Annotated in this window: 25 protein-coding genes; 8 read left to right on the top strand and 17 right to left on the bottom strand. The window is 70.6% G+C overall.

Features of this window, described 5'->3' with window-relative positions:
• Window positions 1-123: 123 nt before the first annotated feature.
• From CXQ97_RS13385 to CXQ97_RS13355, 7 genes are all read left to right on the top strand, one after another.
• Window positions 124-1,371 (top strand): extracellular solute-binding protein, encoded by a 1,248-nt coding sequence (locus CXQ97_RS13385; protein ID WP_258062577.1) that lies wholly within the window; start codon window positions 124-126, stop codon window positions 1,369-1,371.
• Window positions 1,368-2,384, top strand: coding sequence for a carbohydrate ABC transporter permease (locus CXQ97_RS13380; protein WP_258062568.1), 1,017 nt, complete (start codon window positions 1,368-1,370; stop codon window positions 2,382-2,384). The genes CXQ97_RS13385 and CXQ97_RS13380 overlap by 4 nt, the downstream gene beginning before the upstream one ends.
• Window positions 2,384-3,232 (top strand): carbohydrate ABC transporter permease, encoded by an 849-nt coding sequence (locus CXQ97_RS13375; RefSeq protein ID WP_104181357.1) that lies wholly within the window; start codon window positions 2,384-2,386, stop codon window positions 3,230-3,232. The genes CXQ97_RS13380 and CXQ97_RS13375 overlap by 1 nt, the downstream gene beginning before the upstream one ends.
• Before the next feature lie 38 nt (window positions 3,233-3,270).
• The gene (locus CXQ97_RS13370) at window positions 3,271-4,632 is read left to right on the top strand and encodes an ABC transporter ATP-binding protein (RefSeq protein ID WP_104181356.1); all 1,362 of its coding nucleotides are present in this window, start codon (window positions 3,271-3,273) and stop codon (window positions 4,630-4,632) included.
• A 78-nt stretch (window positions 4,633-4,710) separates the two neighbouring features.
• Window positions 4,711-6,477, top strand: a complete 1,767-nt coding sequence (locus CXQ97_RS13365; protein WP_104181355.1) for a helicase HerA-like domain-containing protein — start codon at window positions 4,711-4,713, stop codon at window positions 6,475-6,477.
• A gap of 40 nt (window positions 6,478-6,517) precedes the next feature.
• Window positions 6,518-6,895 (top strand): hypothetical protein, encoded by a 378-nt coding sequence (locus CXQ97_RS13360; RefSeq protein WP_104181354.1) that lies wholly within the window; start codon window positions 6,518-6,520, stop codon window positions 6,893-6,895.
• Window positions 6,896-6,956: 61 nt separating this feature from the next.
• Window positions 6,957-7,940, top strand: a complete 984-nt coding sequence (locus CXQ97_RS13355; protein ID WP_104181353.1) for a hypothetical protein — start codon at window positions 6,957-6,959, stop codon at window positions 7,938-7,940.
• 43 nt (window positions 7,941-7,983) lie between these two features.
• On the opposite strand, the gene CXQ97_RS13350 is transcribed toward CXQ97_RS13355, so the two are convergent.
• The 12 genes from CXQ97_RS13350 to CXQ97_RS13295 form a co-directional block, all read right to left on the bottom strand.
• Entirely contained in the window at window positions 7,984-9,075 is a 1,092-nt protein-coding gene (locus CXQ97_RS13350; RefSeq protein WP_104181429.1) for an SDR family oxidoreductase, read from the bottom strand.
• Between the two features lie 139 nt (window positions 9,076-9,214).
• Window positions 9,215-11,197, bottom strand: a complete 1,983-nt coding sequence (locus tag CXQ97_RS13345; protein ID WP_104181352.1) for an NHL domain-containing thioredoxin family protein — start codon at window positions 11,195-11,197, stop codon at window positions 9,215-9,217.
• Window positions 11,194-13,227 carry a bifunctional copper resistance protein CopD/cytochrome c oxidase assembly protein gene (locus CXQ97_RS13340; RefSeq protein ID WP_258062576.1) on the bottom strand — a complete coding sequence of 678 codons (2,034 nt, stop codon included), beginning with the start codon at window positions 13,225-13,227 and terminating at the stop codon, window positions 11,194-11,196. Before CXQ97_RS13340 ends, CXQ97_RS13345 begins: the two co-directional genes overlap by 4 nt.
• A 234-nt stretch (window positions 13,228-13,461) precedes the next feature.
• Window positions 13,462-13,740, bottom strand: coding sequence for an HU family DNA-binding protein (locus tag CXQ97_RS13335; protein ID WP_104181350.1), 279 nt, complete (start codon window positions 13,738-13,740; stop codon window positions 13,462-13,464).
• A 255-nt stretch (window positions 13,741-13,995) separates the two neighbouring features.
• Entirely contained in the window at window positions 13,996-14,301 is a 306-nt protein-coding gene (rpsN, locus tag CXQ97_RS13330) for a 30S ribosomal protein S14 (RefSeq protein WP_104181349.1), read from the bottom strand.
• A 2-nt stretch (window positions 14,302-14,303) separates the two neighbouring features.
• Window positions 14,304-14,474, bottom strand: a complete 171-nt coding sequence (rpmG, locus tag CXQ97_RS13325; RefSeq protein WP_219815424.1) for a 50S ribosomal protein L33 — start codon at window positions 14,472-14,474, stop codon at window positions 14,304-14,306.
• Entirely contained in the window at window positions 14,471-14,707 is a 237-nt protein-coding gene (gene rpmB, locus CXQ97_RS13320) for a 50S ribosomal protein L28 (protein WP_043441573.1), read from the bottom strand. Before rpmB ends, rpmG begins: the two co-directional genes overlap by 4 nt.
• A 305-nt stretch (window positions 14,708-15,012) precedes the next feature.
• Complete coding sequence (locus tag CXQ97_RS13315) at window positions 15,013-16,242, bottom strand: glucose-1-phosphate adenylyltransferase family protein (protein WP_258062566.1); 1,230 nt, start codon at window positions 16,240-16,242, stop codon at window positions 15,013-15,015.
• A gap of 13 nt (window positions 16,243-16,255) precedes the next feature.
• Complete coding sequence (locus tag CXQ97_RS13310; RefSeq protein WP_104181347.1) at window positions 16,256-16,828, bottom strand: MarR family winged helix-turn-helix transcriptional regulator; 573 nt, start codon at window positions 16,826-16,828, stop codon at window positions 16,256-16,258.
• An 87-nt stretch (window positions 16,829-16,915) separates the two neighbouring features.
• On the bottom strand, window positions 16,916-17,575 hold the full coding sequence (locus CXQ97_RS13305) for a M23 family metallopeptidase (protein ID WP_104181346.1): 660 nt from the start codon (window positions 17,573-17,575) through the stop codon (window positions 16,916-16,918).
• On the bottom strand, window positions 17,568-19,085 hold the full coding sequence (locus CXQ97_RS13300) for a SulP family inorganic anion transporter (protein ID WP_104181345.1): 1,518 nt from the start codon (window positions 19,083-19,085) through the stop codon (window positions 17,568-17,570). The genes CXQ97_RS13305 and CXQ97_RS13300 overlap by 8 nt, the downstream gene beginning before the upstream one ends.
• A 131-nt stretch (window positions 19,086-19,216) precedes the next feature.
• Window positions 19,217-19,999 carry an SGNH/GDSL hydrolase family protein gene (locus CXQ97_RS13295; protein WP_104181344.1) on the bottom strand — a complete coding sequence of 261 codons (783 nt, stop codon included), beginning with the start codon at window positions 19,997-19,999 and terminating at the stop codon, window positions 19,217-19,219.
• 83 nt (window positions 20,000-20,082) lie between these two features.
• Between CXQ97_RS13295 and CXQ97_RS13290 the strand changes: the two genes are divergently transcribed.
• Window positions 20,083-21,081 carry a diacylglycerol kinase family protein gene (locus CXQ97_RS13290; protein ID WP_104181343.1) on the top strand — a complete coding sequence of 333 codons (999 nt, stop codon included), beginning with the start codon at window positions 20,083-20,085 and terminating at the stop codon, window positions 21,079-21,081.
• A gap of 54 nt (window positions 21,082-21,135) precedes the next feature.
• On the opposite strand, the gene CXQ97_RS13285 is transcribed toward CXQ97_RS13290, so the two are convergent.
• The 5 genes from CXQ97_RS13285 to CXQ97_RS13265 all read right to left on the bottom strand — a co-directional run bounded on the left by CXQ97_RS13285 (window position 21,136) and on the right by CXQ97_RS13265 (window position 26,385).
• On the bottom strand, window positions 21,136-22,185 hold the full coding sequence (locus CXQ97_RS13285; RefSeq protein ID WP_258062565.1) for a siderophore-interacting protein: 1,050 nt from the start codon (window positions 22,183-22,185) through the stop codon (window positions 21,136-21,138).
• Entirely contained in the window at window positions 22,182-23,108 is a 927-nt protein-coding gene (locus CXQ97_RS13280; protein ID WP_104181342.1) for an ABC transporter ATP-binding protein, read from the bottom strand. Before CXQ97_RS13280 ends, CXQ97_RS13285 begins: the two co-directional genes overlap by 4 nt.
• 2 nt (window positions 23,109-23,110) lie before the next feature.
• Window positions 23,111-24,076 (bottom strand): iron chelate uptake ABC transporter family permease subunit, encoded by a 966-nt coding sequence (locus CXQ97_RS13275; RefSeq protein WP_258062575.1) that lies wholly within the window; start codon window positions 24,074-24,076, stop codon window positions 23,111-23,113.
• Between the two features lie 104 nt (window positions 24,077-24,180).
• A complete protein-coding gene (locus CXQ97_RS13270; RefSeq protein WP_104181341.1) occupies window positions 24,181-25,242 on the bottom strand; it encodes an iron ABC transporter permease in 1,062 nt (353 codons plus the stop codon).
• 132 nt (window positions 25,243-25,374) lie between these two features.
• The gene (locus CXQ97_RS13265) at window positions 25,375-26,385 is read right to left on the bottom strand and encodes a glutathione S-transferase family protein (protein ID WP_104181340.1); all 1,011 of its coding nucleotides are present in this window, start codon (window positions 26,383-26,385) and stop codon (window positions 25,375-25,377) included.
• Window positions 26,386-26,438 lie beyond the last annotated feature (53 nt).

Below are 26,438 nucleotides of genomic sequence, written 5' to 3'. Positions count from 1 at the left end.
CGACCGAACCGTCAGCCGGGTTGTCTACAAGGATGTGGAGGCTCGGTACGAATGCCCGTTAGTCGAAGAACGCCCGGCGCCGTGAAGCGCCGCCCGAAATCCGCCGCCCTGGCGGGTCTCGTGATGGGCACGCTGGTGATGAGCGGCTGCGGCCCCGCATCCGCGGACAACACCCTCACCTGGTACATCAATCCGGACGCCGGCGGCCAGGCCGCCATCGCCCAGAAGTGCAGCGACGAGTCCGGTGGCCGCTACAGCATCGAGACCTCGCTCCTCCCGAACGACGCGGCCTCCCAGCGCGAACAGCTCGCACGCCGCCTGGCAGCGGGTGACACGTCGCTCGACATCATGAGCCTCGACCCGCCCTTCGTCCCCGAACTCGCCGAACCCGGCTTCCTCGCGCCGGTGCCCGAGGACGTCGCGGAGGCCACCACGGAGAACGTCGTCGAGGGCGCCATCGCCGGGGCCACCTGGAAGGACGAACTCGTCACCGTCCCGTTCTGGGCCAACACGCAGATCCTCTGGTACCGGAAGTCCGTGGCGCAGGCCGCAGGGATCGACGTGACCCAGCCCGTCACCTGGGAGCAGGTCATGGAGGCGGCGCGGACCCAGGAGAAGACCCTCGGGGTGCAGGGCCAGCAGGGCGAATCCATGACGGTGTGGGTCAACGCCCTCGTCGAATCGGCCGGCGGGTCGATCATCGTGGACCCCGAGGCCACGGCGGAGACCGTCGAACTCGGTCTGGACACCGAGGCCGGGGTCGCCGCCGCCGAAGTCATCTCCACGATCGGCAAGGACGGCCTCGGCGGTCCGGGGCTCCCCACACAGGACGAGAGCGCCTCCCTCATCGGTTTCCAGGGGGACGCCGGATCCTTCATGGTGAACTGGCCGTTCGTCTGGCCCGCCACCGTCGCCGCCGTCGAAGCGGGCACCCTGGACCAGGCGGTCCTCGACGACATCGGGTGGGGCATCTACCCCAGGATGACGGAGGACCAGGAGGCGGCCCCACCGCTCGGGGGCATCAACCTCGGCGTGGGAGCGCAGAGCGACAACCCGGAGCTCGCCTACGAGGCGATCGAATGCATCGTCTCGGTCGAGAACCAGTCGGAGTACTTCGTCACCAACGGCAACCCGCCGGCCAACACGGAAGCCTACGAGGACCCCCGGATCGAGGAGTCCTTCCCCATGGCCGACACCATCAGGGACTCCCTCCAGGCCGCGGCACCCCGCCCGCAGACCCCGTTCTACAACGAGGTCTCCACCGGCATCCAGCAGACCTGGGCGCCACCCTCCGCCGTCGACCCGGACAGCACGCCCGCGTCGTCGAGCGACTTCATCACATCGGTCCTCAGAGGGGAGCAACTCCTGTGACCTCCGCCATCCCAGCGAAGACGACCACGGCGTCACCCGGCGAACCGGGCCCGAGCCTCGAGGCGGGCAGCCGCAACGGCAACCGCGCGAAGACCGGCAGGGTCCCGAGGCAGTACAGCGACCGCACCCGCGCGGAGCGGCGGCTCGGCTGGATCCTCGCCGGTCCCGCGTTCATCATCATGCTGCTCGTGACGCTGTACCCGATCCTGCAGGCCATCTACGAGTCGCTGTTCCGGTTCCGGCTGACGGCGCCCGACGAGCGGGCGTTCATCGGCCTCGAGAACTACATCGTGATCCTGACCGATCCCGTGTGGTGGTCCGGTCTGTGGACGACGGTACTGATCACCGTCATCACCGTGGCCGTCGAGCTCGTCCTCGGCTTCGCCCTGGCCCTCGTGATGCACAAGGCGCTGAAATCGGTCAGGGGTGCCCTGCGCACCGCGATCCTCGTGCCGTACGGCATCATCACCGTGGTCTCGGCCTTCGCGTGGTTCTACGCCTTCGACATCAACTCGGGCTACGTCAACAGCTGGTTCGCCTGGCTGCCGGGCATCGACGAGAACCTCAACTGGTTCGCCCAGGGGCCCACCGCCCTGTTCGTCATCATGGCCTCCGAGATCTGGAAGACCACACCGTTCATCTCGCTGCTCCTCCTCGCCGGCCTCGCGCAGGTACCGGACGAGCTCAGCGAAGCGGCGAAGGTCGACGGCGCCACCTGGTGGGAGCAGATGCGCAAGGTCATCATCCCGAACATGAAGGCCGCGATCATGGTCGCCGTCCTGTTCAGGGCCCTCGACGCCTTCCGCATCTTCGACAACGTGTTCATCATGACCAACGGCGCCTACGGCACGGAGGTGCTCTCGCTGCTCGCCTACCGGCAGTCCATCAGCAGACTGGAGATCGGACTCGGGTCGGCCGTGTCCGTGCTCCTGTTCCTCTGCGTCCTGCTGATCTGCTTCGTGGCGATCAAGCTGTTCAAGGTCGATCTCGCCGGATCGCAGGGAGGAAAGTAATGACGAACACCAGCACCAGGAACAAGGTCCTCTGGACCATCGTCACGATCCTCGTCCTCCTCTACGCGCTCTTCCCGGTGGCCTCGATCCTCGCCACGTCCTTCAAGTCCCCGAGTGACCTGACGAGCGGGAAGTTCCTCCCCTCGTCGGGCACGGCGACCACGGGCAACTACGAGCAGATCCTCGTCGGCGACGCCCAGGGGCTGTTCCTCTCGGCCCTCCGCAACTCCATCGGCATCTCGCTCATCGCGACGTTCATCGCCGTCGTCCTGGCCACGCTGTGCGCCTACGCGATCGCCCGACTGGACTTCCCCGGCAAGAAGCTCATCCTGACCACGGCGCTGGCTGTCTCGATCTTCCCCGTCATCTCGATCGTGACCCCCCTGTTCAACCTGTGGCGCACCATCGGCCTCTACGACACGTGGCTCGGCCTCATCATCCCGTACCTGTCGCTCACGCTCCCCATCTCCATCTGGACCCTCGCCGCGTTCTTCCGGCAGATCCCCTGGGAACTGGAGCAGGCGGCCCAGGTGGACGGTGCGACGACGTGGCAGGCGTTCCGCAAGGCCATCGTCCCGCTCGCCCTGCCGGGGGTGTTCACGACGGCGATCATCGCGTTCTTCATCGCGTGGAACGACTTCGTGTACGGCATCTCGCTGACGTCCACCGAGGCGGCGCGGCCCGTACCCGCCGCACTCGCGTTCTTCACCGGGGCCTCGCAGTTCGAGTCGCCGACCGGAGCCATCTCGGCGGCCGCGATCATCGTCACGATCCCGGTGGTCCTCCTGGTCCTCCTCTTCCAACGCCAGATCGTCTCCGGCCTGACCTCGGGCGCCGTCAAGGGCTGACGGCCCTTCACGGCGCGCTCAAGAAAAGGAATTGCACCATGGCATCAATCACCCTCAACCACCTGGTCAAGAAATACGGCGACGGCTTCCCCGCCGTCAACGACATCAGCATCGACATCGCCGACGGGGAGTTCATCATCCTCGTTGGCCCGTCCGGCTGCGGGAAGTCCACGCTGCTGCGCATGATCGTCGGCCTCGAGGACATCACGGACGGCGACCTCCTCATCGACGGGCAGCGCGTCAACGACAAGGCACCACGCGACCGCAACCTCGCGATGGTGTTCCAGAACTACGCCCTGTACCCGCACCTGACGGTGTACGAGAACATCGCGTTCCCCCTGCGACTGGCCAAGGGCAAGCACTCCGAGGACCAGGTGGACAAGCTCGTCACCGAGGCCGCGGCGACGCTCGAGCTCACCGACCACCTGCAGCGCAAGCCGGCGAACCTCTCGGGCGGCCAGCGGCAGCGCGTCGCGATGGGCCGGGCGATCGTCCGCCAGGCCGACGCGTTCCTCTTCGACGAGCCGCTGTCCAACCTGGACGCCAAGCTGCGCGGCCAGATGCGGTCCGAGATCTCCCAGATGCAGCGGCGCCTCGGCGTCACCTCGGTCTACGTGACGCACGACCAGACCGAGGCGATGACCCTCGGTGACCGCGTGGCGGTGCTGAAGAAGGGCGAGCTGCAGCAGATCGCGTCCCCCCGGGAGCTGTACGAGCAGCCGGTGAACCTCTTCGTGGCCGGCTTCATCGGCTCGCCGTCGATGAATTTCCTGCCGGCCACCCTGGACGGCACCACGCTGAGCACCGCCATCGGCGACATCCGGATCCCCGAGGAGAAGGCCGCCAAGGCGGCCGGCAAGAGGGTGGTCCTCGTGGGCGTCCGTCCGGAGTTCTTCGAGGACGCGAAGCTCGTCGAGGACAGCAAGCGCCCCCACGGCTCCACGTTCATGGCGACCCTGACGCACACCGAATGGCTCGGCAACGAGCAGTACGGGTACATCAACTTCGATCCGGCACCCGAGATGCGGGAACTGCTCAACAGCCTCGCCCGCGACATGGACGCCGACGAGCTACGCCCCCAGGTGGTGGTCACCCTCGACGCCGCGAGCCGCATCCGCGGCGGGCGCGAGGCCGAGATCTGGCTGGACACGCGGAAGCTCCACCTGTTCGACGCGGAGTCGGGCCTGAACCTGACGCGCGACGCCGAGGCCGGCGACGCGCTGACGCGTGAAGCGGCCGAGGACCGTGCGGAGGAGATCGCCACCGCCCAGCAGGCGGACCGGCAGGGAGGCAGCGCCTTCGGCAACAGCCCCTCGGCGGGCGGGACCGCCACGGTGGACGCCGGGGTGGGCCGTTCCGGCGGCGCATCCGCGGCCGGCGGCAAGCACGCCGCCGGCTGACCGGTCCCCGCCAGGGCGGGCAGCGACGGCAGGACCGGCACCCGATCGGGTGCCGGTCCTGCTGTGTAGTGTGGCCCTATGGTCGAACACGACGGCGCGGCCCAGGTCGCCGCCATCACCGCCGGATACGCCTTCGATGGGCCGACCCTGCACCTCGGTGCGGCCCTCGTGGGCGGCACACTGCACGACGACGCGCAGGTCCGCCTGCCGCTCGCGATGATGAACCGCCACGGGCTGATCGCGGGCGCGACGGGTACCGGCAAGACCGTGACGCTGCAGGTCCTCGCCGAACAGCTCTCCGCGCAGGGCGTCCCCGTGTTCCTGTCCGACATCAAGGGTGACCTCACCGGCCTCACCACGCCGGGAACGGCCTCCGAGCGGCTCACGAAGCGGACGGCGAGCGTCGGACAGGACTGGAGGCCGACCGGCTTCCCCGTGGAGTTCCTGTCCCTCGGCGGAGGGGAGGGCATCCCCGTCCGGGCCACCGTCTCCTCCTTCGGACCCCTCCTCCTCAGCCGGGTCCTCGACCTCAACGAGACGCAGGAGTCGAGCCTGCAGCTCGTCTTCCACTACGCGGACAGGAACGGCCTGGAGCTCTACGACCTCGCCGACCTCCGCGCCGTCATCGGCTTCCTCACCTCGGACGAGGGCAAGGACGCCCTCGCCTCCCTCGGTGGGCTGTCCCGTGCCACGGCCGGGGTGATCCTGCGCGAGCTCGTGACGCTCGAGGCCCAGGGCATGGACACGTTCTTCGGCGAACCGGAATTCGACACCGCGGACCTCCTCCGCACCGCCCCGGACGGCCGCGGCATCATCACGGCGCTGGAACTCGTCAGCGTGCAGCAGAAGCCGCGGCTGTTCTCCACCTTCCTCATGTGGCTGCTCGCCGACCTCTTCGCCGAGCTGCCCGAGGTCGGCGACGTCGACAAGCCCCGTCTCGTGTTCTTCCTCGACGAGGCGCACCTGCTCTTCACCGGCTCCTCCAAGGCCTTCCGCGAATCCATCCAGGCCACGGTGCGCCTCATCCGGTCCAAGGGTGTGGGCATTTTCTTCATCACGCAGACTCCGAAGGACGTGCCCGGCGAGGTGCTCGGCCAGCTGGCCAACCGCATCCAGCACGCACTGCGCGCCTTCACGCCCGACGATGCGAAGGCCCTCCGCGCCACCGTCTCCACCTTCCCCATGAGCGCCTACGACCTGGAGGAGGTCCTGACCTCGGCGGGCATCGGCGAGGCCGTGGTCACGGTGATGAACGAGCGCGGCGCCCCCACACCGGTCGCCTGGACGCGGCTCCGCTCCCCCGAGTCCGTCATGGGCCGGGCGCCCGAGGGGACGGTGCCCGCCGTCGTCGCCTCCTCGCCCCTGCTGGCCCGGTACAGCCAGGCCGTGGACCGCCACTCCGCCTACGAGAAGCTCACCGGCCGGGCCGGCACTGTGCCGACCGGGGCTCCCGGGACGCCCTCGGGGGGATCGGGAACCGTCGGGGAGCCTGCCGCGTCCCGCCAGGCACGCGACGACGAGGCACGGCGCATCGAGGAGGAGATCCTCGGCCTCCCGTCCCGTCCGGCGCCGCGGCGTGCCGACGGTCCCCCGAGGGACGAGCGGCGGGACAGGGCCCGGGCCGAAGGGCGCAGCTCCGAACGCTCCGGGGGCGACAGTCGCGACGACCGTGACGGTGGGTACACCGACCCGTACGACGGCGGGTACCGGACGGGCGGGACGCCACAGCGCCGCGGCCCCGACCGGGACGAGATGGCCGATCTCGCCCTGAAGGCCGCCGGGGTCATCGGCAAGGAGCTGGCGCGTGGCCTGTTCGGCACGAAACGCCGCAAGCGCCCATGGTAGGGCCCGACGTCCCTGCCGCAGCCCCCGAAGGACGCACCCCGTGGTCGTGATCGAGTTCGTGACGGCGGCCCTGACGGCGCTCGGCCTCGGGCTGCTCCTCGCCGCGCTCGTCATCCGCCTGGTCTACGGCTCATGGATCAGGACGCAGGCCATCACCTACGACCACGAGGGGCACCCCTACCTCCGCTGGCACGACCACCGGTACCGGATCGTCGAGGCGCTGTGGTCCAGCGGTGTGCGACGGCGGCGGGATGTCGGGCCGCCGCGGCCTCCCGGCGTGGATGTCATCATCTTCTACCAGGCCCGCCACCCCACGCAGTGGTCGCTCGAGGAGCCGTACCGGGGCACCCGGGTGGTCGCCGTCGTCGGGCTCGCGTGCGCGGTGCTCGGGGCGCTCCTGGGCTTCCTCCCCGGCTGACCACCGGCCGGTCCCCGGATCGGCTGTCCGGCGGTACCGGCACAGCCGGTACCGTGGAGGGGTGCAAACCACTCCCGTCGTCAAGGTGCTCGCGGCCTGGCTGCTCGGTCTCCTGCTGGTCGGCACGAGCTTCTTCGCGACCGTCTCCCTCCTCAATGCGCGGCTGTACGGCCCCGAACACCAGGTGGGCCTGTACCTCGAGGCCCTGCGCGACGGCGAGGGCGGGAAGGCCCTGGGCCTGCTCAACGCGTCGGTACCGGACGGGGCCAACCCCGCACTGCTGGACGGGGAGGCCCTCCGCCGGGCCGGCGCCTCCCTGGAGGACGTGGCGGTCGGCGAGGCGCGCGAGACGGGCGCGGACCACGTCGAGGTCCCCGTCACCTACACGCTCGACGGGGCCGGGACGACCACGACCTTCCCCCTCCGGCGCATCGGCACCGAGTGGGGGCTGTTCAACGTGTGGCGGTTCGAGCAGGGCGCCCTCCCGACCGTCGAGGTGTCGGTGGTCAACAGCGTCCAGGCCACGGTGAACGGCATCGACGTCGGCCTTCCGGACGGCAGGGCCACCCTCGCGTCCTTCTACCCGACAGCGGTCACGGCGCAGTACGAGGGGAAGTACTTCTCGGCGCCCGAGCGCCATGTGACGGTCACCGGCAGGGAGGCGCCGCCTCCCCTGGCCCTCGCCACCGAGGTGACACCGGAACTGACCCGGGCGGTCGACGAGCAGCTCCACGCCTTCCTCGACGGATGCGCGCAGCAGACCGTCTTCCAGCCCACGAACTGCCCGTTCAACTACCTGACCGACGAGCGGCTGGCCGGCGACATCACCTGGTCCATCGAGGAGTACCCCGCGGCGTCCGTCACGCCGAAGGACGGCGGGTGGCACCTGGCGCCGCTGCAGGGTTCAGCCCGCATCGACACGCAGCTCCGCGATTTCTTCTCGGGCGCCGTCCGGGACGTGTCGGAGGCCGTGCCGTTCGAGTTCGGCGCAGACCTCGAGGTGACCGGTGACGCCGTCACCGTCACGCCCGTCGTCCGCTACTAGGCGACGAGACCGTGGTAGGGCCTCCGGGCGTCCCAGCCGTGCATCACGGGATGAGGCGCTCCGCGCGGTAGCGGTCGAACAGGGCGAAGAACGCGTCCGGCGTCCTGCGGTATCCGGTGAACCCGGCCACGCGGCTCTTGCCCATGTCCGTGACCACTTCGATGCCGCGCCCGAGGTCGCTGTCGGTGTGCCACCAGGAGGCCATCCGGTCCAGCCGCGGTTCGGCCAGCCCCTGGCGCTGCGCGATCCCCGCCCACTCCTCGTCCCGGCCGGCCATCGCCTGTTCGAGCGGCCGCGGCGCCCCGCTGTAGCCCTCCCACTCCACGCCGAAGTAGGCGGCGAGCTGCGGCCACAGCCAGCGCCACCGGAAGACGTCGCCGTTGACGATGTTGAAGGCCTGATCGGCGGCGGCGGGAGTCGTGGCGGCCCACAGCATGTGCTCGGCGAGGACGCCGGCGTCGGTCATGTCGGTGAGCCCGTTCCACTGCGTCTCCGAGCCGGGGAAGACGAAGGGCTCCCCCGCCTCACGGCAGAGGGTGGCCTGCGTGGCGAGGGTCAGCCCCATGTTCATGGCGTTGCCCACCGCATGGCCGATCACCGTGTGCGCGCGGTGCACGGACCAGCCGAACCCCTGCTCCGCGGCGGCGGCGAACAGCTCGTCCTCCTGGGCGTAGTAGAAGTTCCGCACCGGCAGGCGCGGTTCCTCCTCGTGGAACGGCGTGTCGGCCATCTGCCCGGCGGCGTACGCCTCGAACGGCCCGAGATAGTGCTTCAGCCCCGTCATGAGGGCCACATGGGCCACGGCCTTGCCGCGGAGGGCGACCAGCAGATCGCGCAGCATGCCCGCGTTCACCTCGATGTTCTCCTCCTCGGTGTCCCGGCGGGACCAGGCGGTGAAGAAGACGTGCGTGGGGCGCTCGGGTGCGAGGACCGCGGACAGCGCGTCGACCGAGGTGAGGTCCGCGGAGAGCCAGCGGACGCCGTCGCGCTCCGCGCCGGGTGTGCGGGACAGCGCCAGCACCGGCCACCCCTCCGAGGTGAGCCTCTCGACGAGCGCCGAGCCGGCGATGCCCGTGGCCCCCACCACGAGCGCCGTCCGCTGTTCCTGTACTGCTGGTCCGTTGTCTGTCGTCATGGTGCGCTCCTCGACGTGGTGCTCCCGTGCGTCGCACGGTGCCACGGGTTGCATGGGTGAAGCCGGTGGGTGGGTGCAGGTCCGGGGGACTCCGCACCGGGTGTGGGCACCCGGCGCGGCGGCCCCCGCTAGCGGAAGGTCAGTCGAGGCCCCGCAGGTCCAGGGTCAGGGCCGTGTCGCCGTCGGCCGTGACCGACACCGGGATGCCCCAGTCCTGCTGGTACAGGTGGCAGGCCGCGTGGTCGGGGATCTCCCCGCCCGGCTCGCCGTCGCAGGACGCCGCCCGCGCGGTGATGTGGAGGACGCCGTCGCCCGCGTCGGGGGACAGCACGAGCTCCCGCGTGAGCCCCGTGGACGTGCCGCCGCCGGAGACGAGCAGGGACTCGGGGGACGCGCTGATCTTCAGCTGCGTGGGATCACCCCAGCGGTCGTCGAGCTTCTGGCCGCTGGGCGCGGCGAAGCGGACGGTCAGCGCGACCGGGCCTGCGGCCATCGGCGTCTTCGGCCGCTGCGTCTGGGACGCCCCCTCGTCGACGGCGAGCGCCTCCTTGGGCAGCGGCACGCGGACGAGCTGGTGCCGGTTGGTCTCGACGACGATCAGCAGCGGGTCGCCGCCGTCGGCCACGGGGGTCAGGTCGACGAGGACGTCGGACGGCTCGGACAGTCCGCGCAGCAGCGTGGACACCTGGCGTGTGGCCGGGTCGTAGCGGCGGACGGCTCCGTTGTAGGTGTCGGCGATCGCGATGGAGCCGTCGGGCAGGGCGGTGACGCCGAGCGGGTGCTGCAGGCGTGCCTGGTCGGCGTCGCCGTCGCGGAACCCGAAGTCGAACAGCCCGGTCCCGATGGCCGTCTGCACCTGGACCCGGTTGCGCCCGTTGACCTCGAGGAAGGACAGGATCCGCACGGAGGACGTCTCGGAGTCGGCGATCCAGATGGAGCCGTTCGCGTCCTCGGCGAGGCCGGAGGACTGCGCGAACCAGGCCGCGGAGGCGTCGCCGTCGAGCAGTCCCTCGAGGCCCGTCCCCGCGAGGACCTCGACGGCGTGGGTGCGGGGGTCGTAGCTGAAGATCTGGTGCGTGCCGGCCATGGCGATGACGACCCGGTCCAGGACCGAGGAGTAGAGCACGTCCCAGGGGGAGGACAGGGACACGCCCAGGGCGTCGGTACCGAGGTGCGTCTCGGTGAGGCGCGGCGTCTCGCTCGGGGCGCCGACCTCGTACGCGTTCTCCTGCCGGCCCGTCTTGGTGTGGTTCCCGGCGTCGAGGAGGCGCTGGGTCCCGTTGCCGGCGAGCGTTCGGACCTCGCCGGTTGCGAGGTCCACGCCGCGCAGCCGGTGGTTGACGGAATCGGCGACGACGACGTCGTACCCGACCTCCGCGGCGAGCCCGGCCGGCAGGAGGGCGACGCCCTGGGGCTCGTTGAACTCGGCCTCGCCCGCTGTGCCGTCACGGAAGCCCTTGGTGCCGGAGCCGATGGTGCGGCGCACGGTGACGAGGTCCGCCTCGAGCTCCACGAGCCGGTGGTGGCCGGTGTCCCCGGCGAGGAAGGTGCCGGTGGCAGGCAGGGCGAGGAGCTTGCCCGGGAACTTCAGCTCCCCGGCGGTACTCTCCGCCGGGACGTAGGGCCCGTCCCCCCGGTGCAGGGTGCCCTTCGCTTCGTGCTCTGCCACGAGCTCCTCGACGAGCGAGGTCAGACCGGCGGCGTGGCCCTCACCGGAGAGGTGCGCCACGATGTAGCCCTCGGGGTCGATGACCACGAGCGTGGGCCACGCGCGCGCCGTGTAGGCCTGCCACGTGGTGAGTTCCGGGTCGTCCAGCACCGGGTGGTGGATGTCGTAGCGTTCGACGGCGGCGGCGAGCGCCACCGGGTCGGCCTCGTGCTCGAACTTCGGGGAGTGCACGCCGACGGTCACGAGCACGTCCGAGTACTGCTCCTCGAGGGGGCGCAGCTCGTCGAGGACGTGCAGGCAGTTGATACAGCAGAAGGTCCAGAAATCGAGGATCAGAACCTTGCCTCGGAAGTCCTCCAACGAGAGGTCCTTGTCCCCGGTATTCAGCCAACCGCGCCCGGTCAGCTCGGAGGCACGGACTCGGTAGGCGGTGCGCACGGTGGTCTCGGTCATTCGGTCTCCCCTGCAGGATCTCCTGCGGTCGTGGCCCTCGCCGCGGGCTGCTGCCCGGGACGGCGGGATCCGGCGTCGCGCGCCGCAAGGTCGGCGAACATGCTGTTGTAAGCCGTCAGGTCGGCGTCGTTATTCCTGTCCGCCGCACGATCCTTGCGTTTGGTCTCCCGGGCGTCCGACTTCGACCACATGATCGCGACGCCGATCGCGAGCAGCAGCGTCGGGATCTCGCCGACGCCCCACGTCACCGCGCCTCCCACCTGCTGGTCGGCGAGCGCCGAGGCTCCCCACTCGCGGCCCATGTTGCCGAACCAGGAGGCCTCGAGCAGCGACGTGGAGCCCATGAGGGTGACGCCGAAGAAGGCGTGGAAGGCCATGGTCGCGAAGAGGAGCAGGATCCGCATGGGGAAGGGTGCCCGGAACGGGACGGGGTCGGAGCCGATCATCGAGAGCACGAAGATGTACCCGGTGATGAGGAAGTGCGTGATCATCAGCTCGTGGCCCACGTGCTCGCGGAGCGCGAACCCGAAGAGCGGCGAGTAGTAGAAGACGACGATGGAGGCCACGAAGTTGCCGGCCGCGAAGAGCGGGTGCGTGATGATCCTCGACGGCCAGGAATGCACGATCACGAGGATCCACTCGCGGAGGCCGCGGGTCCCGTCGCGTCGCGCGCCGAGCGCCCTGAGCGCCAGCGTGACGGGCGCGCCGAGGACGAGGAACAACGGCACCACCATGGTCAACGCCATGTGGTCGATCATGTGGGCGCTGAACAGCACCATGCCGTAGATGGCGGGGGCGCCGGACGTGAAGTAGGTCAGCAGGCACAGGCCCACGAGCCAGCTGCCGAGCTTCAGCGGGGACCAGGAGTCGCCGCGACGGTACAGCTTGACCGCGCCGAGGACGTAGGCGACGCCGAGGGTCAGGGCGACCGTGATCCACAGCCAGTCGGGCCGCCACTCGCTGAGCCAGCGGTCCAGGGTGGGGTCGGGCGGGAGGTCGTACCCGGTCAGGATCCGGGCGGGGCCGGCCTCGGTGGGCAGCTCCTCCGCGCGCGGCGGTGCGGTGCGGCCGAGGGCGCCGGCCACACCGGACACCGCGGCCATGATCACGAGTTCGACGGTGATGAGCTGCCACAGCACCCGCCGGGCGGAGAGCTTCGATGCCGCGGTCCCGGCCGGGGCCTCCAGCTGCGGGATGATCCACTGCCGGTGCATCCAGCCGATGCCGCCCAGCAGCAGCGTGGCGATGGTCTTGAAGGTGACGAGCAGTCCCCACTGCGAGCTGAGCTGCGCGAGGTCCGTGATCCGGAGGCTCGCGTTCACCACGCCGGAGCCCACCACGAGGAGGAACGCGAAGCCGGCCAGCGCCGAGAAGCGCTTGAGGACCGGCAATGTCTGGTCCCCCAGCTTGCCGCTGACGACGGCGAGGGAGATGATCCCGCCGATCCACAGGCAGACCCCGACGAGATGCAGCGCGATCGAGTTGACGGCGGCGTTGTGGTCGTCGCCGCTGGCCGAGTGCCCGATCAGCGCCATGGGCAGCAGGTTCAGGAGTGCGAGTACCAGCGCCAGTGCCAGCCCCGTCTGCGAGCGCACCCCGAACAGGACCGTGGCAAGGACGGCGGAGACGATGGACGTCACGAGCCAGGCACGGCCGGTGGAGAAATCGGTGAGGAAGGCCGCGAGCCCCTGCGTGTAGGAGGGGTCGGTGCTGAGCGGGAGGCCCGCCGCGTCGGAGTAGGTGAAGACCATGACGCCGAGCGCCCCGAGCGTCCAGACGACGGCGGAGACGGACGCGAGGAGCAGGACGCGGGAGAAGGCGGGGTGCTCGGCGGCACCGTCCCGGGGCTTGCGCCCCCTGGTGCCGACCTGCCGGGGCAGCATGACGACGGCGAAGACGAGGGCGCCGATGGTCGCGGCGGCCGCCGTGTTGTTGAGGACCTTGGCGACAGGGAGCCCCCACCGGGTCAGGGCGCCGGGGTCACCGAGCTGCCGGGCCGCCGCGGCTCCCGAGAACAGCAGGGCCACCACGAGTGCGGCGAGGACGGCGACGCCGCCGAGGATCAGCCAGGCGGTCCCGATGGCGCGCTCCGGGGAGGTGCTGGCGAGCGTCTCGCGCGGATGATTGGCAGTAGTCGACACATACACCATTCTCTACCCGCAGTAGAAATAGGGCCAATCCCGCGGGGTCCCTCCCGCCTGCGGGGAGCCGGGACGACGGAGGGCCGCTGCCCTGCAGGCAGCGGCCCTCCGGTGGAACAGGGACTACTTGGCGGAAGCCTTCAGCTTCGAGCCGGCGGTCAGCTTGACGCTGTGGCCGGCGGCGATCTGGATGGTCTCGCCGGTCTGGGGGTTGCGGCCGGTGCGCGCTGCGCGGCTGGTGCGCTCGACGGCGAGCCATCCGGGGATGGTGATCTTCTCGTCCTTGGCGATGGACTCGGCGAAGACGTCGAACAGGGCGTCGAGGACGCCGTTGACGGCGGCCTGGCTGGTGTCAGCCTTCGCTGCTACCTCGGCAACAAGTTCACTACGGTTTTTAGCCAATTTAGGTCCTCCTGGACGTCACTCTGCGGAACGAGCTTTTCGCGGTATTCGAAAGCCTCTGTCCGAAAACCTATCAGCTTGGACGCCCTGCCCCGCGTGTTTACGCGGCTTTTCGACCGGATCAGGGTCGTTTCGGGCCAGTTTCGGCGTCTCCCGCGCACATCCGGCGGAGAAAACGGAGAAGCCGGCAACCCGTGGTTGCCGGCTTCTCCGGTGTCGTGCATGGTCGTGCGGGGGCCTGGGCCCGGGTGGCTGTTACCAGCTCGACTTGGTCACGCCGGGCAGCTCGCCGCGGTGCGCCATGTCGCGGAAGCGGATACGCGAGATACCGAACTTCTGGAGCGTGCCACGGGGGCGGCCGTCGATCTGGTCGCGGTTGCGCAGGCGCACCGGCGAGGCGTTGCGCGGGAGCTTCTGCAGGCCGAGGCGTGCCGCTTCGCGTGCTTCGTCGGTGGCGTTCTCGTCGACGAGGGTCTTCTTGAGCTCGAGGCGCTTGGCCGCGTAGCGCTTGACGATGACCTTGCGCTGCTCGTTGCGAGCAATCTTTGACTTCTTGGCCATAGTTAGCGCTCCTCTCGGAATTCGACGTGCTTGCGGATCTTGGGGTCGTACTTCATCAGGACCATGCGGTCCGGATCGTTACGACGGTTCTTGCGCGTCACATAGGTGTAGCCCGTCCCTGCGGTGGACTTCAGCTTGATGATGGGACGTACGTCCTTGTCCTTTGCCATCAGAGCTTCACTCCCCTCGCGAGAATCGACGCGACGACAGCGTCGATGCCGCGGACGTCGATCGTCTTGATGCCGCGGGCGGAGACCTGCAGCGTCACATTGCGGCGCAGGGAAGGCACGTAGTAGCGCTTCTTCTGAATATTGGGGTCGAACCGGCGCTTGTTGCGGCGGTGCGAGTGCGAAATGCTGTGTCCAAAGCCGGGCTCGGCTCCGGTCACTTGGCAGTGGGCTGCCATAACTCTCCTCCAGATTAGATGAACGTGACGGAATCACTTGTTGAGCGTCCCGCCACCAGTAATGACACCGCTATTACTGCAGCTTTCCGGAGGTTGGCCTGGCAGGGTGAGAACCTGCCGAAGCGCCTCGCCGCGGGGAAGACGGTGAAGATCGGGCGGGGCGCGGCCTTCCGGCCGGCACAGCCCTACATTCCAGGTAGTCGCGGGCAGCTGGATGGACTCCGGTCCGCCCGTGGACGGTCGGCGTCAGCTCCAGCCAAACGCCTTACCATACTACCGACTGGATCTGGCTTGACCAAAACACGTCAGTCGCCCATCCGCCCGTCCCGGTCGACGACCGCGGGCTCGCCCGGTCCGGCACCTTCGCGCCGCCCCGAGACGACGGCGTCCGAGTCGACGATCGCGTGGCGGACCAGGCCGTCCGCGGTGACCCGCACGCGGTTCAGGAGCACCGAGTCCTCCACGACGGCGCCCGCCTCGATCGTGACCCCCGAGCCGATGACGCTCCTGCGGACGGTGCCCCGGATCGTGGATCCCGGTGCGATCAGCGCATCGGCGATGACGGCGCCGTCGCCGACGAAGGCCGGTGCCAGCTGCGGGGGTTCGGTGAGGATGGGCCACTGCGGGTCGGCGAGGTCGAGCCCTGTGCCGTCCACGAGGTCGAGGTGGGCGCGGAGGTAGTTGACCGGCGTCCCGAGGTCGCGCCAGTACCCTTCGAGCCGGTGCTCCACCACGGTGCCCCGCTCCACGAGGTGGGGCACCAGGTGGTGGCCGTAGTCGCCCAGGCCGTCCTCGGTGTCCTGCAGGAGTTCCAGCGTGTCGAGGAGCGCTGCCGTGGTGTAGAGGAAGATCTCCGCCGCGACGAGGCTCGTCGGGGGCTCGTCCGGCTTGTAGGCGAAGCCGGTGACCCGGCCGTCGTCGTCGACCGTCGCGACCCCGTGGGCGGAGGCGTCGCCGTCGAAATCGACGGTGACCATGGTCAGGTCCGCGCCCGACCCGAGGTGGGTCTCGACGACGTCGCGGTAGTCCAGGCGGTACAGGTGGTCCGAGCTGAGCACCAGCACGAGGTCCGGGGCGAAGTCCCGGATGAACGACGCCTGGCGGAGCAGGCCGTCGGCGTTCCCGTCGGCGAAGCCGGCACCCTCGTTGCCACTGAAGGGCGGCAGGACCAGCAGGCCGCCCCGGGTGCGGTCGAGGTCCCAGGGGCGTCCGTTGCGGAGGTGGTCGTTGATGGTCTTCGGCTGGTACTGCTCCATGATCCAGACATCGGAGATCCCGCTGTGGTGCAGGTTCGAGAGGGCGACGTCGATGAGCCTGAAGCTGCCCCCGAGGGGCATGGCCGGCTTGGCGCGGTGGTCCGTGAGCGCGCCGAGGCGACCTCCCGCCCCACCTGCCAGGACGATCGCGAGGATGCGGGGTCGGTGCCGGAACTGCGCGTGCTGGTGCATCTGACGTCCTGTCCTGCCCGGGGCGTGGCCCGGCGCTGCGTGGTGCTCGGTGGTGTCGGCTGGTGCCGGCTGGTGCTGCGGGGACATGGGACTCCGCGCCTCAGGGCGGAAGGGGTGCGGCGCCTGTCCCGGCACCCGGCGGCGGCACCGCGGTCGACTCCTGCGCGGTCCTCCCGGCCGTCTCCCCGCCGGGCTCGTCGCCGTCGGACAGGATCCAGTGCGCCCCGTCCATCCCGCGGAGGATCTTGCGGCCCACCCGCTCGAGGTCGGCGACGTCCTTCCCGTCGAGGGCGTCGAAGACCGTGGCGCGGACCTGCGCGACGTGCGACACCGCGAGTGCGGTCAGCATGTCGAGACCGGCGGTGGTGAGGGACGCCGTCGTCACCCGGCCGTCGGAGGAGGAGGGGAGGCGGTCCACCCAGCCGCGGGCCTCCAGTTTCTTCACCACGTGGCTGAGGCGGGAGAGCGACGCCGTCGAGCGGGCGGCGAGCTCGCTCATGGGCAGGCACGTGCCCTCGGACTCGGAGAGCATCGCGAGGACGTGGTAGTCGAAGAGGGTGATACGCGCTTCGCGGAACAGGTGTGCATCGAGGTGCGCCGGGACGAGGGCCGTCAGCGCATACAGTGCCAGCCATGCGCGCCGCTCGTCGGATGTGAGCCATTGCGCCGCCATCCGCTCATTCTGGCACACCGGTTCCCGGCCGCCGAGGGGCCCGGGGAGGATCGGCGCCGGCTTGCACGACTCCTCGGGGGGTGCTTGTCAGCGGAGGAGGATCTGCGACTCCGCCGGCAGCTCGGTGCCCGTGGAGGTCCGGAAGGCGAGGGGCAGGCCTCGTGCACTGTTCCACTCGATGCTGTCCGTGACCTGGAGGTGCACGTGGGGCTGGGTGCTGTTGCCGGAGTTCCCGCATTCGGCCAGCGGCCGGCCCGCGACCACCCGGTCCCCCACCCGGACCCGGAGTGAGTCCCTGCGCAGGTGGGCCACGAGCACGAAGGGTCCGCTCGTTCCGATGGCGATGACCACGTGGTTGCCCGCGATCGCCGCCGGCCCGTCCCGGACCCGCCGTGCCTGGCCCGCCAGGTAGGCCAGCAGGGCCACCTGCGACCTCCGCGCCTCGTGATCGTCCTCGCCGTCGTGGGCGATGACGACCGTGCCGGCGGAGGGCGCGAGGACCGGCGCGCCGAATCCGAGGAAGTCCCCGGGCTGTTCGGTGGCCAGGAGGGTGCGCCAGCTGCGGGCTGCGACCCGGCCCCGCGCGTCGACGGGGACGAGGTCGATCGCGTAGGTGGTGCCCATGAGGTGGGTGCCGTGGCTCGGTACCCGGCGGGCGGGACTGTTGCGCGCCCGGAAGTGTCCCCGGAGCGGGTACTCGAGCACGACCGGCTCCCTGCCGGCCGGGCTGGTGCTGTCCTCAGTCATGGGTCACGTTCCCGAGCCGCTCGCGCAGGATGACGCTGGTGCCGTTCAGGCCGACGATGTCCACGGCCGTCCCATGGCGGCGGTACTTCTCCGTGATCGCGTCCAGGGCTGCGATCGTCGACGCGTCCCAGAGGTGGGAGGCGTGCAGGTCGATGATGACGTGCCCGGGGTCCACGGCGTACTGGAACTGCGTGTACAGGTCGTTGGAGGAGGCGAAGAACAGCTCACCGTCCACCACATAGCTCGCGGTCTCCCGCCCGTCGACGACCGTGACGGTCCGTTCGACGGTGACGAGGTGCGCGACCCTGCGGGCGAAGGCGACCATGGCGACGAGGACGCCGATGCCGACGCCGACGGCGAGGTTGTGCGTGGCGACGACCACCAGGACGGTGACGACCATGACCAGGGTCTCGCTCCTGGGCATCGTCCTCAGGGTGCGGGGCCGGACACTGTGCCAGTCGAACGTCGCCCAGGAGACGAAGATCATGACCGACACCAGGGCTGCCATGGGGATGAGCGACACCACGTCGCCGAACACGACGACGAGGACGAGCAGGAAGGCGCCGGCCAGGAACGTGGAGATGCGGGTGCGCGCGCCGGAGGCCTTCACGTTGATCATGGTCTGGCCGATCATCGCGCAGCCGCCCATGCCGCCGGTGAACCCCGTGACGATGTTCGCCACGCCCTGGCCCCAGGCCTCACGGCTCTTGTGCGAGCGCGTATCGGTGACGTCGTCGACCAGCTTGGCCGTCATCAGGGACTCGAGCAGGCCCACGAACGCCATGGCGAGCGCGAACGGGACGACGACCCGCAGGGTCTCGAGGGTCAGCGGGACGTCGGGGAGGAGCAGGCCCGGCAGGGATTCAGGCAGGTCGCCCTTGTCGCCGACGGTCGGGACGGCCACGGAGGCGGAGACCGTGAGGAGTGTCAGCACGATGATGGCGACCAGCGGGGCCGGCACGGCCCGGGTCAGCTGAGGGAACCCGAAGACGATCAGGAGCCCCGCCACGACGAGGGGGTAGACGAGCCAGGGGACACCGATCAGCTCGGGGACCTGGGAGGCGAAGATCAGGATCGCCAGTGCGTTGACGAAACCCACCATCACCGAGCGGGGGACGAAGCGCATGAGCTTCGCGAACCCCGAGAGACCGAGGACGATCTGGAACACCCCGGCCAGGATGACGGCGGCGATGACATGGTCCACGCCGTGGGAGTCGACCAGCGGTGCGATGACCAGGGCGACGGCGCCGGTCGCCGCCGAGATCATCGCAGGGCGCCCTCCCACGAAGGCGATCGTCACGGCCATGGTGAAGGAGGCGAAGAGTCCGAGTCTCGGGTCCACGCCGGCGATGACCGAGAACGCGATGGCCTCGGGGATCAGGGCGAGGGCGACGACGAGTCCGGCGAGGACCTCGGTCCTGAGCCGGCGCGGGGACCGGAGCGTCGCCCTGACGGACTGCAGCTCCTCGGGGGTGCCGGCGGAGAGGCCTGCGGTGGTCGTGCCGGCCATTGCTGGCTCCGTTCGTGGTCAGGGGCGCACGGGACAGCGGGTCCTCCGGGCGGCGGTGCAGGACGGCCCGATGAGCGACGCCCGCACGCGACACGCCCGGCGCGGCATCGCGGCCCGTCGGGCGGTGACGATCAGGCGGTGACGGACGCCCGGTCGGGGTGGACCGGCGTGGGGTACTTCGCGGTCAGCTCGTCACCGGACGAGACGCCGCGCAGGCGTCGCCCCACCCAGGGCTTCAGGTACTCCCGCGCCCACTGCGCGTCGGCCCGCAGCTGCTCGGTCCGCCGGAGGACGGGACGTGTGCCGAGTTCCGGCAGGTCGATCCTGTGGGAGGCCTTCAGGGCCTCGAGCACGCGTGCGGCCATGAGCGTGTGCCCGGCCGCCGACATGTGCATCCGGTCGACGTCCCAGTAGCCCCAGTCCTGGAACTCGCGCAGCCGCCAGTAGTCCACGATCGCGGCCCCCCGCTTGTCGGCGATCTCGCGGACCCATTCGTTGTAGACGGCGGTGCGCCCGCGGGTCTTCCCGAAGACGGCGGAACCGGCGGCGTCAAAGCCCGTGAACAGCACGACGTCGGCGCCGGCGTCGCGGAGCCGCCCGACGCCGTCGTCGTACTGCGCCATGAGCGCGTCGATGTCGATACGCGGCCGCAGGATGTCGTTGGCCCCCGCGTAGATCGTCACGAGCGTCGGCTGCAGCGCCAGGGCGGCGTCGACCTGCTCGTCGAGGATCTGGCGCATCTTCTTCCCGCGGATCGCGAGATTCGCATAGCCCCAGGACGGGTCGGCGAGGATGAGCTGCTCGGCGACGCGGTCGGCCCACCCGCGCACGCCGTTGGGCGAGGCCGGGTCCCAGTCACCCACCCCTTCGGTGAAGGAATCGCCGAGGGCCACATAACGCTGGGAGAAGTTCACGTCCCAAAGAGTACCCTCGGTCGCCGGGACAGCCGCGATAGGCTCGGCGGAGCCACCCGTCGATACCCCTTCCGAAGGACACCATGCCCACCGACGCTTCACCGGGACCGACCACCGACACGGTCGCGGACACCGGATCGGGCGGCCGTCGCGCCGCGCTCATCGTCAATCCGATCAAGGCGACCACGGTCGACGTGGAGGGCGCGGTACGCCGCATCTCCGCCGAGGACGGGTGGGAGGAGCCCCTGGTGATCGAGACCACGGCGGACGACCCCGGGCACGGACAGGCGCGCGAGGCTCTCGAGGCCGGGGTGGATCTGGTCATCGCGGCCGGCGGCGACGGCACCGTCCGGTGCGTGGCCGAGGAGCTCACCGGGACCGGGACGATGATGGCCCTCGTGCCGCTGGGTACCGGCAACCTGCTGGCCCGGAACCTCGACATCGCCGTCGACGACCCGGACGCCGCCGTCGAATCCGCGTTCCGCGGGACCGAGCGGACCATCGACGTCGTGCACGTCACGGTGGACCGCGCGCAGGATGCCCACGTGTTCCTGGTCATGGCGGGCATCGGCTACGACGCCGCGATCATGTCGGACACGCGCGACGACCTGAAGGACAAGGTCGGCTGGCTCGCCTACGTGGACGCCGGAATCAGGAACCTGCCCGGCAAGCCCTCCCGTACCACCATCTCCGTGGACGGGGGCAGGCCCTTCGAGCGCCGCCTGCGCAGCGTGATGGGCGGAAACTGCGGGAAGATCATGGGCGGACTGGAGATCTTCCCCGGCGCCAGGATCGACGACGGCCTGATGGACCTCATGACCGTGGCCCCGAAGGGCAGGCTGGGATGGCTGGCGGTCGCGGGCAAGCTGTTCGCGCGCGGCAAGGGCAAGGACCCCTCCCTCGAGTACTTCCAGTGCCGCACGGCCGAGATCACGCTGCGCGAACCGCTCGAGGTGCAGCTGGACGGCGACCCGCTCGGCAAGGCGACGCACATGGCCTTCGAGGTCGAGCCGGACTCCCTCCGGCTGCGGATGCCGCTCGGCTACAAGGATCCTGCCGTCGTGAGCGAACCGCTGCCCTGAGGATCCTGGGGAAATCTCGAGCCGATCCCGAGTTCCCGGCGGCAGGTGGCCGCATCAGGCCAGTTCGGCCCGCCCCTTGCGCCAGTAGCCCATGAAGGCGACCTGCTTCCGATCCACTCCCACGTCGCGCACCAGGTAGCGGCGCAGTCCCCGGACCACGGCCGCCTCCCCCGCGATCCACGCGTAGAAGGGCTGCGTGCCGGAAGGGCGCCCCGGGTTGACGGTGGACTGCACGATCGCCGCCTCGAGCAGCTGCGGTGTCTCCCAGAGGATGGTCCTGTCGATGTCGACGTCCTCCGGCTCCCTCCCGCCACTCGCTGCGCCGGCACCCGAGAGCGACACCCAGCCCGGCACCCGCACCGCGTCGCGGACGGCGGCTTCGAGCAGTTCTCCGTGGGGGCGCTGCCCGCGGGCGAGCCAGGTGATGCCCACCGAGGAACGCGTACCGATGTGCTGGATGTCCTGGCCGTCCGGTACCTCCAGGAACGCGTGCCCGCCGATGTCCGCGGGGAGCGCCTCGAGGATGGCGCTGATCGCAGGGACGGCGGTCTCGTCGCCGGCGAGGAGCACGTGCTGGGCGAGACCCGGGCTCCACTCGATCCCCCCGTAGGCGCCCGCCGTCGTGCACTGCGCGGCGGACGAGTTCGGGCCGATGATGCACACCCGGTCGCCGGGTCGGGCTGCCGCAGCCCACTCGGACGCGGGCCCCCCGCGGCCTTCCCCGTCGAGGTGGAGGACGAAGTCGACGTCGATCTCCGGCCGGGGGCCGGCGCAGCGCGAGTCGCGCACGGTGTAGGTGCGCATCGCTCCGCGGTCCTCCGCATCCAGGCCCAGCCACCGCTGGTACCAGCTGGACGCGGCACCGCCCGCCATCATCCCGGCGATGTCCGGGCAGGGGCGGCCCGCGGAGGGGATGACGATCTTGATCCGGAGGTCCAGGGTGTCCCCCGCGACGCCGAAGGCCTCGAGGCATGCGCCGCCGAAGGTGATGCGGCGGAAGTTCGCGGTGAGGTGCTGGACGGCCGTGACGACGACGTCGAACGCCAGCACCATGGGCTCGGTGTCCGCGGCGGTGCGCCGCGCTGTCCGGGTCACGTCGGTCATGATGCCTCCACTCGTGCAGGAACGGTGTCCTGCGGGTTGGGTCGGTAGCCCCGCAGCGGCCGGGAGCCGGGGACGGACGCCGTGGTCGTGGCGGCTGCCGGGGCGCCGTGGTGCCTGCCGACGGGGATCACCATCGGCGTCCCCGACACGGGGTCCTCGATGACACGGCAGTCCAGGTCGAAGACACCGGTCACCGTCTCCTCGGTGACGACGGCGGACGGCGCGCCGGCCGCGACGATCCGACCCTCCCGCATGGCGATCAGGTGGTCCGCGTACCGTGCGGCGAGGTTGAGGTCGTGCAGCACCATGACGACGGTGGTGCCGGAACGCCGGTTGAGATCGATGATGAGGTCGAGCACCTCCACCTGATGGGTGACGTCGAGGAACGTGGTGGGCTCGTCGAGCAGCAGGATCCCCGTCTGCTGGGCGAGCGCCAGGGCGATCCAGACGCGCTGGCGCTGCCCGCCGCTCAACTCGTCCACGGTGCGGTCGGCGAGGGCCAGCGTGCCGGTGGCCTCGAGCGCGCTCGCCACCGCGTCGTCGTCCTCGGGCGTCCATTGGCGGAACCAGCCCTGGTGCGGGTAGCGGCCCCGGCCGACGAGGTCCGCGACGGTGATGCCGTCGGGGGCCACCGGTGTCTGCGGCAGGAGCCCGAGCACGCGGGCGACGGCCTTCGTGGACTGCGTGGCGATGTCCGCGCCATTGAGGACCACGGTTCCCGCCACGGGCTTCAGCAGGCGTGCGAGCCCCCGCAGCAGCGTCGACTTGCCACAGGCGTTGGCGCCGACGATCACGGTGACCTTGCCGGCGGGCAACTCGACGGAGAGTCCCTCGACGACGGTGCGCTCGCCGTACGCGAGCGTGAGTCCCGTCGCGGACAGGGTGTCCGCCACCCCCGGATCGACCGGTGTGCGTGGAGCCATGGTCAGCCTCCCTGGCCTGAGCGGTTGGCGGTGGCGAGCAGCCACAGCAGGAACGGCGCGCCGAGCGCGCCGGTCACGACGCCGACGGGCAGCGACGTCCCGGGGACGAGGTTCGCGGCGACGAAGTCCGCGGCGAGCACGATCACCGCGCCCACGAGGGCCGCCATGGCCAGCGACGTCCGGTTGCCGAGCAGGCGGCGGGCGATCGGGCCCGAGAGGAACGCGACGGACGCGACGGGCCCGGCGGCGGCGGTGGCGACGGCGGCGAGGGCCACCGCGGCGGACATCAGCCCCAGGCGTGAGGCCTCGACGCGGAGTCCGAGGCCTGCTGCGGCGTCGTCCCCCAGTTCGAGGCCGCGGAGGCTGCGTGAGAGCACCGCGACGGCCGGCAGCAGCACCACGAGGGCGGCGGCCAGGACCGTGACGCGGTCCCAGGTGCTCGAGTTGAGCGAGCCGCCCAGCCACAGCACCGCTTCGCTCGCCGTGCGCAGGTCGGTGCGGGTGAGAAGGAAACTCACGAGGGCGTGCAGCACCGCGGCGAATCCGATGCCGACGAGGATCAGCCGGTAACCGGCCACGCCCCCGCGGCGCGAGACGAGGTAGATCGCCGCGGCGACCAGCAGGGCACCGAGCAGGGCCGAGGCGGACACAGCGGCTCCCGCGGCGCCGAACAGCACGATCGCCGTCACCGCGGCCGCACTCGCCCCGTAGCTGATGCCGATGATGTCGGGGCTCGCCAGCGGGTTCCGCAGCATGGTCTGGAAGACGGCGCCCGCGATGCCGAAGGCCACGCCGATCAGGAGGCCGATCACGGCCCGGGGCAGCTTGTTCTCCAGGACGATGAAACTCGCCCCCGGGATGTCGGCACCGCCGAGGATGCGCAGGAGGTCCGGGACGGTGACGGTGTAGGAGCCGAGGAGGATGTCCACGGCGAAGAGCGCGACGACGACGAGGGCTGCCGCTGCCAGGCGCCTCCCCGTGCTCCTTCGTCCGCGGGCGCGGATGGCGGCGAGGCCCGCCGCGGGTCGCGGCGCGTGTCCGGGCGCCGCGGCGGCGAGGTCGAGGGACGCGCTCACAGGTGGGCCATCCGGCGGCCCCGCACGAGCCAGACGAAGAAGGGCGCGCCCACGACAGCGGTCATGATGCCCACCTGCACCTCACCGGGCGGCAGGACGACCCGCCCGAGGATGTCCGCGCCGAGCAGCAGCACGGGCCCGAGGAGCGCCGAGAACGGCAGGATCCAGCGGTAGTCGGCGCCGACGGCGAGCCGCACCATGTGCGGGATGACGAGGCCGACGAAGGCGATCGGACCGGCGGCGGCCGTGGCGGCGCCGCACAGGATCACGACGCCGAGGGCCGTGACGCCCCGGGCGAGGTTCACGTTCTGCCCGAGCCCGCGCGCCACGTCGTCGCCGAGGGCCAGGCTGTTGAGGACCTTGCCGGTGGCGAGGGTCAGCACGAGGCCTCCGAGGATGAACGGGGCGACGGCGACGATGACGTCCCACCCGCGCCCCGACAGCGTGCCGACCTGCCAGAAGCGGAAGGCGTCGAGTGTCTCCTGGCTCGAGACGAGGACGGCGTTGGTGAGGCTTCCGAGACCCGCGGCCAGGGCCGCGCCGGCCAGGGCGAGCTTCACCGGCGTCGCGCCCTCACGCCCGAGGCCCGCCACGGCGTAGACCACGAGCGCGGCCGCACCGGCGCCGGCGAACGCGCACCAGATGTAGCCGGACGCGCCGCCGAGGCCGAACACGTGGATGCCGACGACGACGGCGAGCGACGCGCCCGCGTTGATGCCGAGGATGCCGGGGTCCGCCAGGGGGTTGCGGGCGACCCCCTGCAGGGCGGCACCGGCGGCGGCGAGTGCGGCTCCCACGAGCAGGCCGACGACGGTGCGCGGGAGCCGGGAGAGCACGACGGCGTGGTCGCCGTTCGACGGGTCGAAGGCCGTGACGGCGTCGAGCACGGTGCCGACGCCGACCGAGCGGGCGCCGATCGTGAGGGAGGCGAGGCAGAACACGAGCAGCACGAGCGCGGTGAGAACGAGCTTCGCGAGGGTCCGGGGGGTGGAGGACCGGCGGCGGGCGGGAGCCGGTCCGCCGGCCGGACCGGAGCGCAGGGGGGCCTGGATTGCCATGGTGCCTCCCTCAGACGGTCGATCGGTCTGAAGTAAGGCTAGCCTATGCTCCGAGCAATTAAGAAACGGGTTTGTTCCCTAATCAGCGGCACCGGGAGGGCCGGAAGGAGCGCCCTCCGGCCCCTCTCCCGCCTACGCGGCGACCGGCGCGGTACCGTTCCCGAAGGGCCGCCCACCCAGCGCCTCCCTGCCGTGCGCGGTCGTCCAGCCGGCGAGATCCGGGCCCTTCGGCACGATCCGGGTGGGATTGATGTCCTCGTGGACGATGTAGTAGTGCTGCTTGATCTGCTCGAAGTCGATGGTGTCCCCGAAACCCGGGGTCTGGAACAGGTCCCGGGCGTAGCCCCACAGGGCGGGCATCTCGGTCAGCTTGTTCCGGTTGCACTTGAAGTGGCCGTGGTAGACCGGGTCGAAACGCACCAGCGTGGTGAACAGGCGGACATCGGCCTCGGTGATGGTGTCCCCGACGAGGAACCGCTGGGAGGTCAGCCGCTCCTCGAGCCAGTCGAGTGCCGTGAACAGCCGATCGTAGGCCGCCTCGTAGGCGTCCTGGGATCCCGCGAAGCCGCACCGGTACACGCCGTTGTTGACCTCCGTGAAGACCCGCCTGTTGACGGTGTCGATCTCCGCGCGGAGCGCCTCCGGGTACAGGTCGGGAGCACCCTCGCGGTGGAAGTCCTTCCACTCGCCGGAGAAGTCGAGGGTGATCTGCGGGAAGTTGTTCGTCACCACGGCCCCGGTCGTGGTGTCCACGATCGCCGGCACGGTGATGCCGCGTGAATAGTCCGGATCGCGCTTGAAGAACGCCTCCTGCAGGCGCTCGATGCCGAGCACGGGGTCGCGCCCGTCCGGGTCGAGGTCGAACGTCCAGGACCGGCTGTCGTGCGTGGGCCCGGGCGTGCCCAGGGAGATCGCGTCCTCCAGCCCGAGGAGGCGCCGCACGATGATGGTCCGGTTGGCCCAGGGGCAGGCACGGGCGGCGACGAGCCGGTAACGGCCTGCCTCCACCGGGTAGCCGTCGGCGCCGTCGCGGGTGATCCTCGTCTCGATGTACTGGGTGTCCCGCGTGAACTCCTCGCCCGTGGTCACGTAGGACCCCTTGGTGCTGTGCTCGGAGGTTTCGGCCTGCTCGGTGTCGGTCATGCTGCCAGTCTAGGACCGCGGACGCGCAGGAGGCCCGGACGAGAACACGTCCG

It is taken from the genome of Arthrobacter sp. B0490, assembly GCF_002929355.1.
In the GTDB taxonomy this organism is placed as follows: Bacteria; Actinomycetota; Actinomycetes; order Actinomycetales; family Micrococcaceae; genus Arthrobacter_D.
Note: the sequence above shows the minus strand (reverse complement) of the source record. Positions and strands in the feature narration are given on the sequence as shown.